This is a genomic window from Corallococcus sp. CA054B (genome assembly GCF_003611625.1).
Taxonomy (GTDB): Bacteria; Myxococcota; Myxococcia; order Myxococcales; family Myxococcaceae; genus Corallococcus; species Corallococcus coralloides.
On record NZ_RAVY01000129.1, the window covers coordinates 17,022 to 28,262 of the forward strand.

General features: G+C 69.5%; 10 protein-coding genes and 1 pseudogene. 4 read left to right on the forward strand and 7 right to left on the reverse strand.

Annotated features, from left to right (window positions below; genetic code table 11):
* Positions 1 to 9: 9 nt before the first annotated feature.
* Positions 10 to 1,278, reverse strand: coding sequence for a type I restriction enzyme HsdR N-terminal domain-containing protein (locus D7V80_RS27045; protein WP_120590903.1), 1,269 nt, complete (start codon positions 1,276 to 1,278; stop codon positions 10 to 12).
* Between the two features lie 193 nt (positions 1,279 to 1,471).
* A pseudogene (locus tag D7V80_RS27050) lies at positions 1,472 to 2,350 on the reverse strand (FadR/GntR family transcriptional regulator); the annotation flags it as partial.
* 477 nt (positions 2,351 to 2,827) lie between these two features.
* Here D7V80_RS27050 and D7V80_RS27055 point away from each other — a divergent pair.
* On the forward strand, positions 2,828 to 3,454 hold the full coding sequence (locus D7V80_RS27055) for an SgcJ/EcaC family oxidoreductase (protein ID WP_120590904.1): 627 nt from the start codon (positions 2,828 to 2,830) through the stop codon (positions 3,452 to 3,454).
* On the opposite strand, the gene D7V80_RS27060 is transcribed toward D7V80_RS27055, so the two are convergent.
* The 4 genes from D7V80_RS27060 to D7V80_RS27075 form a co-directional block, all read right to left on the reverse strand.
* Complete coding sequence (locus D7V80_RS27060; RefSeq protein WP_120590905.1) at positions 3,417 to 4,727, reverse strand: DUF418 domain-containing protein; 1,311 nt, start codon at positions 4,725 to 4,727, stop codon at positions 3,417 to 3,419. The genes D7V80_RS27055 and D7V80_RS27060 overlap by 38 nt on opposite strands.
* Positions 4,728 to 4,829: 102 nt before the next feature.
* Entirely contained in the window at positions 4,830 to 6,356 is a 1,527-nt protein-coding gene (locus tag D7V80_RS27065) for a phosphatase PAP2 family protein (protein WP_120590906.1), read from the reverse strand.
* Positions 6,353 to 7,264, reverse strand: coding sequence for a fatty acid desaturase (locus tag D7V80_RS27070; protein ID WP_120590907.1), 912 nt, complete (start codon positions 7,262 to 7,264; stop codon positions 6,353 to 6,355). The genes D7V80_RS27065 and D7V80_RS27070 overlap by 4 nt, the downstream gene beginning before the upstream one ends.
* Complete coding sequence (locus D7V80_RS27075; RefSeq protein ID WP_120590908.1) at positions 7,251 to 8,237, reverse strand: Rieske 2Fe-2S domain-containing protein; 987 nt, start codon at positions 8,235 to 8,237, stop codon at positions 7,251 to 7,253. Before D7V80_RS27075 ends, D7V80_RS27070 begins: the two co-directional genes overlap by 14 nt.
* Positions 8,238 to 8,382: 145 nt before the next feature.
* Between D7V80_RS27075 and D7V80_RS27080 the strand changes: the two genes are divergently transcribed.
* The 3 genes from D7V80_RS27080 to D7V80_RS27085 all read left to right on the forward strand — a co-directional run bounded on the left by D7V80_RS27080 (position 8,383) and on the right by D7V80_RS27085 (position 10,328).
* The gene (locus D7V80_RS27080; protein ID WP_120590909.1) at positions 8,383 to 9,570 is read left to right on the forward strand and encodes a cyclic nucleotide-binding domain-containing protein; all 1,188 of its coding nucleotides are present in this window, start codon (positions 8,383 to 8,385) and stop codon (positions 9,568 to 9,570) included.
* A gap of 151 nt (positions 9,571 to 9,721) precedes the next feature.
* Positions 9,722 to 9,865 (forward strand): hypothetical protein, encoded by a 144-nt coding sequence (locus D7V80_RS41890; RefSeq protein ID WP_158616705.1) that lies wholly within the window; start codon positions 9,722 to 9,724, stop codon positions 9,863 to 9,865.
* Positions 9,866 to 10,010: 145 nt separating this feature from the next.
* Positions 10,011 to 10,328 carry a hypothetical protein gene (locus D7V80_RS27085; protein ID WP_120590910.1) on the forward strand — a complete coding sequence of 106 codons (318 nt, stop codon included), beginning with the start codon at positions 10,011 to 10,013 and terminating at the stop codon, positions 10,326 to 10,328.
* Positions 10,329 to 10,331: 3 nt separating this feature from the next.
* Here the strand turns inward: D7V80_RS27085 and D7V80_RS41895 are convergent.
* On the reverse strand, positions 10,332 to 11,241 hold a 910-nt coding region (locus D7V80_RS41895), incomplete at its 5' end, for a hypothetical protein (protein ID WP_158616706.1).

The following is an 11,241-nucleotide window of genomic DNA, read 5'->3' on the forward strand; positions in this document are numbered from 1 at the left end:
GCAGGGCCGCTACGGGCTGGCGACCACCCGGAGCGCGGGCTCCGAGGGGGCCTCCTCCTTGGCGGTGAGGGACAGCTCCAGGCTCCGGGCGACCAGGGCCTTGAGCGCCCACACCTCGGGAATCGTCTGGATGTAGACCCGACTGACGCCGAACGCCGCGGGGGACGCTTCGACCTCGAACCCCGCGGCGAGCGTCTTCGCCTCCTCGACAGGGACCCAGGTGGCGATGCACTTGCGCTTGCCATTGCCGAAGAACCGCACGAACCACTTCGTGGGCCTCTTGAAGGACACGTTGAAGTAGTTCGAGGTGTCCCGGTAGAGGACGTCCTCCGCCGCGTGGCCATTCTTGGTGCAGATGTCCCGGACGACGCCGAAGAAGGCCAATTCCTCCTCGGTGGTCTCCACTGCGACGCGCGTCTTGTCGTCCCCCGAGGCACGGGGCTCCGTGTCGAAAGGCTTCGCGCTGTCCGCCTTCACCACGTTGGCCCCGTCCTTGGCGGTGGGCGACTCGGTGCCTTCGTTCAGACGCTGGATGCGCTCCTTGAGCTTGTCGAGGAAGTCATCGCCCATGACGCGGAGGAGGGTGGGCTCGATGGCCTCCTTCGCGACCTCCGCGAGGCGCTCCATCACGGCGGTCGTCCGCTTCCCCTTGTAGATGTCCTCGGTGAGCCACTTGAGGAAGCCCTCGTGCTCGCCGGGCGATTTGAGGGCGGCGGACAGCTTGTCGATCATCCCCTGGCGGTAGCGGCTGTTCTCCGCGTCGGTGATGAGCGTCGTGGCGTTGAAGGATTCGCGGCTGAACTTGGAGAGGAACTTCGCGACCTTGGCCCAGTCCGACTTCGTGTCCTCCAGGGAGAACGTGAAGAAGGGCTCCGGGTCCATGACGTTGGGGTTCTCCAGGTCACCGAAGAACAGGTAGTGGCACCCATCCGTAATGATGCCGAAGTGGAGCTCCGGGAGCTGGGAGAGGTAGCGGGCCAGTTGCTGGGCGCGCGACTTGAGGTCGGTGCCCAGGGGCTTGGTTTCAATGACGATGAGGGGCTTCTGTCCCGTCTGGTCGAAGATGGCGAAGTCCATGCGGTCCGGCAGCTTCTTGCCGTCGCCCTGGACGAAGTCCGCCGCGTACTCGAGGCGGACCTCCCGGGGAAGACCGGGGTCGTAGCCAAGCAGCCGGATGAAGGGGACCACCAGCGCCAGCTTGGCGGTCTCTTCGTTGGAGATGAAGGATTTGGAATCCTGATAGCGCTTGACCAGCTCCAGCAATTGATTCGCGTCCACGGTATCCCCCCTGCAACCCGTCGAGCCCGGGCCGTGCCAGCGGTGAGAACAGGCTGGCGACGTCCAGGACTACAATCCGTTGGATTGTGTTTGGCCATACCTCCTATGGGTTATCCGGGGGCAAAGGAGGGATTGGAGGGCGTCCGTCACGTCCTCCCAACGAACTCTCCTCCACACGGAGCGGTGCGTCGCAGGGGCGTGCCTCCCGCGTCTCGTCTTGTGCGGAGGCGGGAGTAGGGCGGTCGCCGGTGCCTTCCTCGCTGCTGGAGGGCTCTACTGCATCGTCCTGGCCAGTGGCTGCCACGGGCGCGCCGACGTGGACCTCCTGGGCGCATGGGGCCTCTGGGGACGCAGGTTTCTGGGGAGCAGGAGCGAAGGCATTCAGCACGAGCTCATCGCAAGCCTTCAGCAGCGCCGGCAGCTCCTGCTGAAGCGCCCGCACGTTACGCTCGGAAAGGGCCTGTCTCGCGCAGGTGGCCCACTGGCGCAGCGCCTCTCCGCCCAAGAACGGCAGCAGTTGGGCTGCGCCTTCCAGGAATGCCCGCTGCAGGGACTGAACGAGGAGCACATGCCCGGGACGGCCCGCCACCCGGGCCGCCTGCCGCAGCAACGCGAATTCCACCTGCGCGCAGGTGGCCCCCGGCTCCCAGCGCGCCGCGTCCCAAAGCCCGAAGCACGTACTCCCCAGCCGGTCCAGGTCGAGGTCCGAGGCCCTCGCGCAGCAGTCGACCAGCAGCTCCACCAGCACCTGACGCTTGAGGCTGAAGTAGCCCTCCAGGAGCCACCGGGCGTCCGGGTTGCGCGCGTCATGCAGCGCCAGGCCCAGGTTCTCCAGCGTCAGCGACTCATCCAGCGCCACCGCACGAGTCCTGCGTCCGGGGTGCTGCACCACCAGGCCCCGCGCCGCCAGCCGCCGTAGTGCCTCGCGGATGGTGCCCCGGCACACCCCATAGCGCTGCGCCAGCTTCGCTTCGGGGCCGAATTGCCCGCTCGGGTGCAGCCGTCCCAGCGCGATGTCGCGCTCGATTTGTGCCTCCACATAGGCCACGAGTCCTCCCTGTCCCATCCCCATTCCCCCTCCTCGTCCCAGCATCGCCATCCAATCACAGGGGTCTGACATGGACGTGCAGGGCCCACCCTCCGCGTCGCTTGCCGGGCGAGCGCGCCCCCTGGGCCCGGGCGGCGAAAAACCTGTCCGACAGTCGGACAGGTTTTGAGGCAACCGGGCCCGGGCGGGCGCCTCCATCCGTGCACCATGTTGGCTGGCGTTTGAGCGCGCATGAAGTTGCTCCCCTGTTGGGCCGGTGCGGCCCCGGGTCCATGCGGCGGAGACCTGTCCGACTGTCGGACGGGTTTTGAGGGACACGGCCCGGGTAGGGCCTCCCTCCATGGCCCCATGCTGGCTTCCGCGTATGCGCTCCGCCGCGATCCTCCGCCGCGCTTCGTGAGGCACGCGTCCTCACGGGGACCATTGAATCGACGGGTTTGTTAACGAACCCCAGGCGACCTGCTTAGGATGCGCGCCGTCCTCTTCCTTCATGGAGCTTCGATGGTGCGCACCCAGCTCGTAGGTCTCCTGGCGTTGCTGTTCGTCGCGGTCCCCGTTGTGGCGGTGGCCCAGGATGCCGTGGCTCCGGCGGCGGTGGCCTCGGGTGACGAGGCGACGCATCAGGCGTTGCGTGCCATCAAGCAGGACATGGAGGACGCGCTCAACAAGCAGGACCTGGACCGGCTGCTGTCGCACCTGCACCCGGACGTCGTGTTCTCCACCATGAACAACGACGTTCGCGTGGGGAAGGACGCCATCCGCGCGTACTACGCGGAGATGCTGGGCGGCCCGAACAGCGTCGTGAAGAAGGTCACCGCGAAGTTCGACGTGGATGCGCTGACGCGCCTTTATGGCAGCTCGGGCGTCGCGTATGGCTCGTCGCTGGACCACTACATCCTGAATGACGGCACGGACCTCGTCGTCAATGGGCGGTGGACCTGCACTTTGGTGAAGGAGGGCGACCGGTGGCTCATCGCCGCGTTCCACTACTCCACCAACGTGTTCGACAACCCCCTGCTCACCAAGGTGAAGAACGCCGCCATGGGCTTTGGCGCCCTGGTCGCGGTCGCCGCGCTCGGCGCGGGGTTCTTCATCGGACGTCGGGGACGCCGGCCGGCGACGGCTTGAGCGTGAGCCGCATGGGCTGGCGCTGGCCGTAGGTGAGCGAGCGCCACAGCCACTCGGCTGGACCGAAACGGAAGCGCGACAGCCAGGCTCGGCTCAGGGGAATCTGGAGCGCGAACACCAGCAGGGTCAGCGCCACGCAGCGTGACGGCGGCAGCTTGCCGATGAGCCCCAACCCCCAGCCGTCGTAGAGCCAGAGGCTCACCACCGTCTGCATCAGGTAGTTGGTGAGCGCCATGCGCCCCACCGGCGCCAGGACGCCCAGCCACCTGCGCCAGCGCTCCTTCTGGAAGAGCAGGGCGAAGGCTGCCACGTAGGCCGCCGCGAGGCTCAGGTAGCCCATCTCCTGGATCGCGGACAAGGTGAACATCCAATGGGCTTTCGATGGGTCCAGTACCCCCGCGAGCCGCAGGTGCTGCACCACCACTCCCGCGCCATTTCCCAGCACGCCCAGCACCAGACCCCAGCCCAGCATCTTCCGGTGCCAGGCGCGGTGGCGCTCCACGTCCTGGAGCAACAGGTGCCGGCCCGCGAGCAGCCCGAGCAGGAACCGGCCCAGGATGAAGATCATCCACAGCAGCCGCTTCAGCGTGGGCAGCATGTACTGGAGGAAGTGCGCGTTCGCGGCCTGCGTCGTCCAGAGCGAGTCGCTCTTGAGACCCAACAGCAACTGCCCCCGTGTCTGGGCCTCCATGGCTTCCGTGGCCTTCGCGGCGTCGGCCGCTGCCTGCGCTCCGTGCAGCAGGATGGGACCGAAGTGCAGGAGCGCTGGCACCAGCAATGGCACCACCACCACCGACAGGCCTACCCACACCAGCAGCGTCCGGTCCGAACGATTGCGGAAGAGGAGCAACGCGAAACCCAGCAGGGCGTAGGTGGAGAGCACGTCTCCCGCCCAGAGCGCCGTGAGATGCACGACCCCGATGCCCAGCAACACCAGCAGGCGCCGTGAATACACCGGGACGACGGAGGCTCCTCGTGACTCGGCACGCGTCAGCTGGATGGAGAACCCCAGCCCGAAGAGGAAGGCGAACAGCGTGACGAACTTCTGGTTCACGAAGAAGTGGTAGAGCGCCGCGACGGCCGCCTCGAAGGGCGGCGCCGCCAGTGCCTGGGCCTGCTCTCGTGGCATCAGGACCCGGCCGCTGAACCAGGCGAAGCTGTTCGACACGAAGACGCCCCACAACGCGAAGCCGCGCAGCACGTCCAGGAGCGGCAACCGTTCAGAGGCATCCACCGGACGGGCGCTGGGAACGGAAGGGACGGAGTCGGACATGCGTCCAGCAGATGCCTCCGTCCGCTTCGCGTCAACGCATGCTCCACGTCATCCTCGGCGACCTCACCCCACGCGCATGGAGGATGACCGTGCGTGAAGGACTCAGGAGATTTCGAGCACCGGCGCTTCGCGCAGGAAGGGCATGCGACGCGGCAGCTTCCGGGCCCAGAAGGCTTCCACCGACCTGTGGAAGAGGCGCAGCAGCGCGACGCCCTGCCTGCCTTCCAGCTGAGCCAGTTCCTTCGCGGAGCGGTCCAACAGCGCGCGGGCTCGGTGGTACTCGCCGCGCACCCAGGACCGTCCGGCTTGCGCCGTGAGCAGTGAGTCGAAGTCCTGGGGATCATGTCCCTGCGCGCGCACCTCCGCTGCGACGTCCGCGGGCACGTTGAAGAGACCCTGCGCCAGGTCCTCTCGCAGGTCGCGCATCACGGAGCACCAACCCAATGCCGCGAGCAGGGACGGCGCGTCCTCTGCTCGCACCTGTGCATCCGCGACGTGCAGCATCAGGCTCACGGACAGCCGGAAGGTGTTCCCCAGTTGGGTCTGGAGCGGTGCCGCGTCCCACCAGCGCCCATCGCGCACCCGCTCGCGGTCCCGGCGCATCGTGCGCACCAGTTCGAGCACCTGCTCGCGGGCCGTAGGGTCGGTCAGCTCCGCGAGCAACACCCGGCCCAGCGACACAGCAGTGTCGTGGAACTCCGTCGCGGGTCCCGGCGCTCCGGTCTCCAGCGTTCGCAGGAGCGCGTCGATGGCGTCCAGTGGCTCGCCTTCGACGGGGCGGTCTCCGTCCAGTACGTCATCCACCCCCTGGAGGAAGCAGAACCCCGCTCGCGCTCTTCGCGCCTTGCTCCAGCGTCCCAGGGACTGTTGATACAGCGCGAGCGCGATGAGGCCGTAACGCGGATGCCTGCGCGCGAAGCGGTACATCTCCCTCGCGCAGAGGGCTTCCACTCGCACGGCTTCGAGGAATGCTTCCTTCCGGACCCGGGGTGCCACGACACGCCATGTGCCCCAGGCGAGCAATGCTCCCGCGACCACGTCGACCAGGTGGTGCTCGTGGATGAGCAGCGTGGACGCCGCGATGGCCAGGGCCCACAGCGTGAAGACGGTGCTCGCCAGCGGCCCTGAACGCTCGCGGTAGGCCAGGGCCGCCGTGCAGGCGAAGGCGACGTGGAGCGACGGCAGGTAGTTGCGCTCCAGGTTCATCGTGTCCGCGGCCTGGAAGATGGATGCCCAGCCTCCGGTGACGGCACGCGGCGGCCACGCCACCTCCACCGGCAGGACGAGGAAGCAGAGTGCTCCCAGCACCGTCTCCGCGCACAACGCCAGCGCGAAGGGGAGCATCTGTCTCCACGTCCGGAAGATGAACAGGGACAGGAGCGACAGCACATCCATGCTGACGTAGACGGCGGCCCAGCCAGGCATGAACGGGATGTGCTGCTCGAAGGGCAGGTCCACGCGCAGGCCGCCGGAATAGAAGCCCGTCACCCAGCTCGCGCCGCCGTACACCGCGAGGAAGAACAGCGCGAAGCCGAGCGTCATCGCGCCCGTGCGCTTCAGTTCCTCCGGCGCGGGCCGGCCGAAGAGGGGGCCCTCCGTGTTCGCGTCCTTCCCATCGGGCGCGCTCACTTGGGCTGCTCCGGGAACGGCCGGGGTCCGCGCCACATGGACAGCCAGATGCCCAGGAAGGACGGCCGGGGCACGCTCTCGTCCACGTAGCGGCCCAGGTAGAGCCAGGGCACCTGCGGGTGCCGATGGTGCGCCCGATGGTAGTGGTAGTTGAGGAACACCCAGCGCACCGGCGCAGCGACCTTCAGGTCCCATGCGCCTTCGCGCACGTCCAGTGGCGACCATGCGTGGTCCGCGTACTGGAGCGAGCTCCAGTTCACCGCGAACGCCGCGTAGCAAAGGGCCCAGCCCACGAGCGTCAGCTCCAGCGCGTACGCCAGCCCTGCCTGCACCGCCACCATCCCCAACACCTCCGCTCGGATGGCCATCCCCGGTGCATCCTCCAGCCGCCCCAGGTACGCGTCCGCTCCGGTCTGCTCTCCGTAGCGGGTGCCCGGCCCTCGCAGCCTCCGCAGCAGGCCCGGCGCGAGCGCGAACACCAGCGCTCCCAGCGGCACGAACAGCCAGTAGACGCCGGTCAAGATGACGTACCACTGCGCATACTTGAGGAAGCGGTGGTCGCCCGGGTGCAGGTAGTCGAACTGCTCGCGCGCCGTGCGGTTGTATCTGTGATGCGTGAGGTGGAAGGCGCGCTGCAACGTGAACGACGTGGGGAAGAACGTCGCCGCCAGCCGGCCCAGCCCGTCGTTGAGCCGCCGCGATGGGTGCAGCACCCCGTGCGTCGCTTCGTGCAACAGCGAGAACACCGTGTTGTTCACGTAGGAGAACATCCCGGCCGCCACCAGCCGCACCCAGAGGGCTTCCGCGTGGGACGCCGTCCACAGGCACAGCGCCCCCGCGCCCATCGCCACGACGAGCAGCACCGCGTTGAGCGCGGCGGGAATCGGCGGAGCGTCATCGGCGCGCATCGTCGCCGTCCTCGGGCAGGCCCACCGCGAAGTCGAGCAACTGGCGCATCACCGGATCCGCCGTCGCCGTCGCGATGTTGAAGCGCATGCCGTCCAGCACGGACAGGTCCCGGCGCAGGAACGACGTGTACAGCCACCTGGACACCCCGAGCACCAGCGCCGCCGCTCCTGGAATCCGACCCCGCCTGGCCGCGACGGCGAGCCGCACCGACGTCCCTTCCGCCACCGGCGTCAGGCTCGCGAGCAGCAGCCCCCGCGCCCGGCCCAGGTCGCTCTTCACCGAGATCAACGTCCCGCCGTGCAGCGTGAGCTCCACCCGGATGCGGTTGCCCGACAGCGCCTTCATCAACCGGTCGCTCGCGCCCGTGCCGATGACTCGCGACGTGTAGCGCAGCCGCAGGGTGTACCGGTCCGGGGTCTCCCAGGCCGGTGTGTCCCACAGCTCCCGGTGGTGCACCGTGCGCAGGTGGTCCAGGTCAAAGGAGTTCGCCGCCAGCGGCAGCCACGGACAGCCCACCGTCACCGCAGGTCCCACGTTCCAGACGTGTTCCCCACCTTCCAGGTCGGGTGGGGGAAACAGCGCCTCGGGGCCGTTGAACACGAGCACCCCGCCGAAGCGCTCCTCCACCGGCCACGCCCGGGGCCCCGGCAGGGCGGACACGTCGCTCCGGCCGGGTACGGCCCGGCAGCGGCCTCCTCCGTCGAAGCTCCAATGATGCAGCGGACAGCGCAGCAGCTCTCCCTGGACGGTGCCGTGCTTCAGGTGGGCCCCCAGGTGGGGACAGTGCGCGGACAGGGCGTGGACCCGGCCCTGCTGGCTGCGGAACACCACCACCTCCTGGCCACCCACCTGAACGCCCATCGCGTGGCCGGGCCGCAGGGCCGCGGACGGAGCCACCAGGTACCAGGAGCGCGGGCGCGAGGGCCCAGGGAGACGGTCCGGAGCCACCCCGGCCAGGACGGGAACAACCATGGCCGGACCCTACCGGACCCGGTGTCTCCAGGGCCACGGGGGGGCCGGTCGAGACTGGCTTTACGCCCGGGTTCCTGGTTTGTCAGGCGCTGGCGGAACCGGGCGCGCCGCCCCGACGGGGCGGGCCTGGGAAGGGACGTGTGACATGGCAGGCGATACGGCGGGCAACAGTCGGGGCGGTTCGCTGCGGGGCAGCACGCTCCAGGTGGTGCAGTCCCTGGCGGCGCAAGGCGAGCCGGAACGCGCGGCCCAGCTCTACGAGGAACTGGGCGCGGCGCAGCGCGAACGGCTTCGCAAGGAGGCCGCGCAGGGGACGGTGAAGGAGCGCCACTGGCTGGTGGACGTGCTGCGCCGGGCGCGTGACTTCACGGGCGCGGCCCGGCTCCTGGACGGCAGCGGCGACGACGTGTCCGTGGCGGACCTGTACGCGCAGGGCGGCCAGCACGTGGCGGCCGCGGAGGCATACCTGCGCGCGGGCGAGGTGGAGCGCGCCGCGGCGGCCTTCGAGCGGGGCGGGGCGCTGGAGCGCGCGCTGGAGGTCTACCGGGGCCTGGGCGCCCGCGAGTCCATGGCGCACTGCCTGGTCCGCCTGGGCCGCCCCTTCGAGGCCGCGGACCTCTACCACGAGCTGGGGCAGGCCCACGCGGAGGCCGAGGCCCTGGGCGGCGTGCTCGCGGAGGACCCCCGCTACGTCGAGGCCGTGCTGCGCACCTGCAAGGTGCTGGATGCCGGCGGCTTCACGCACCGGGCGCTCGCGGTGCTGGCGGACGCGCTGAGCAGCTCCGATCACCTGCGCACGGATCCCGTGCTGGTGACGGAGAAGGCGCGGCTGTTGCGGCGCATGGGCCTGGACGTGGAGGCGGAGGCGCTCCTCGCGCGGCTGGCCGCGGGCGCGACCGTGCCGGAGGCCAGCGGCTACCGCTTCCTCAAGGCCATTCCCATCTTCGGCGAGCTGCCGCTGGAGGACATGAAGGACCTGTACCGGCTGGCTCGGCCCGTGACGGCCACGCCGGGCACGGTGCTGCTGGAGAAGGGCTCTCCCGGCACGGGGCTGCTCGTGCTGCTGGAGGGCACCGTGGACGTCTTCTCCGGCAATGAGTCCAACGCGCGGCACCTCAACACGCTGGGGCCGGGCTCGTTCCTGGGGGAGATTTCGCTCGTGCAGGACGGCCCCGTGTCCGCGAACGTGCGCGCGAAGACGGCGGTGCGCGCGCTGCGCATCACCCGCGAGAGCTTCCAGCACTTCCTGGCCACGCACGACGCGGCCTCGCTGCACATCTACCGGCTCTTCACGCAGAACCTCGCGGCGCGCGTGCGGGCGCTGAGCGGCTGAATGCGGGCGTGCGCCGCGCGGCCTGGGTGGACGTGAGCTTCAAGGACGCGAAGCCCCTGGTGGCGCTGAAGAAGCCCGCGGGCGGGAAGGGCGAGGTGCTCTTCTATGCACACGAGGATGGTCGGCTCCAGGGGGGCGGGTCGCTCGCAACGTGCTCAACGTCCGCAAGGGCGAACTGGGGACTCAGGGGCGCACGTCCTCCAAGCGCTTCGCGCATGAGTGGCAGGCGAAGGCCGCCGCGGACCGGCTGATGAAGAAGCTGCGCGCGGAAGGCTTTACCCGGCGCAAGGCCTGACGCGGGGGCCGCGGACGCCGTCACTGCTACGGGCACTCCAGCCCCGCCCGTGAGGAGGCAGGCGAGCGCGACGAGGGGGCCTTTCATTGGACCCCGGTCCATCCCCATCCTCCTGGACAACCTCCCTGTCCGGAAGGATGCCCCGATGGCTTCAATCGACGCACTGAGGCAACAGGCCCGCGCGAACTGGCGCACGTGGTTGGCGTGGGTGGCCATGCCCATCGCCGCGCTGCCGCTCCTGGGGGTGGGCGGCCTTCGTCGGGTGGGCCTCATGGACGAGCTGGCCGTGGGGGCCGTGGGGTTGGGCCTGGTGTCGCTGACGCTCATCGGCCTGGGGCAGCTGCCTCGGGGGCCTGTCCGCCCGGCGGGTGGGAAGGCGTGGAAGCGGGCGCCGAAGGACTTCCCCATCACCGGAGCCATGGTGCCGGAGGAGTTCTCCGCGTCGATGGCGTCCGGCCACTGACGCTCAGGGACGGCGCTCGATGCCGATGGCGATGGAGGGGCCGGTGAGGGCCTCTCCGGTGCCGTCGGACAGCGACACGATGCCCAGGCTGGCGGAGAGCACGGTGGTGCCCGAGCCGCCGGTGCCCTTGATGAAGCTGCGCACGCCCAGCTCGCCGAAGTTCCATCCGCTCGCCGAGCCGCCGCCCGCGCCGAAGAGCGAGAGGCTGGGCGTGAGGGGCACCTGGACCTCGCCGCGTCCGGAGCCGAAGCGGAACTGGTTGTCACGCGAGAGGATGGCGGAGTTCCACGCGAGGTGGAACCCGTCGAGCGCGCCCAGCCGCAGCACCTGCTGGAAGGACACTCCCGCGTTGGAGTCGCATACGGTCCTGGGATTGATGGGCTCGTAGGTGTTGGGGTCGTAGTCGAACTGGGTGCTGCACTCCTTCTGTCCGAACAGCGCACCCGCGCCGATGCCGACCTCCAGGAAGTCGGTGGAGTAGGCCGCGGCCACGTACGCGGAGCCCGGCGAGTGGCGCAGGCCGGTGCCCAGGCCGAAGCCCACGGGATCCAGCTGCGCGCTCAGCACCAGGGGCAGGTCCCCGGGCCGCCACGCGATGAACGCATCCAGCAGCAGGCCGCCCGCGCGAGCGGACCTCCCCTCGCGCGTCCTCGCGTCCAGCGCGAGGAAGGGCCGGGCATGGAAGCCGTAGCGCAGGCGCGGCACCCCGGGCTCAGGGAAGAAGAGGCGCGCGGTGGCGGACGCGTCGGTGACGACGGCGGTGTCGCCCACGCGCACGTTCTCCCCGCGGCCCAGACGGGCAATGGCGGTGTCCTCGCGCGATTCGATGACCTTCAGCACCACCTCGCGGGAGTTCTGCGTGCGCACGCGGACGCGGGCGCCTTCGCCCAGGCCCTGTCTCTTATACATATCT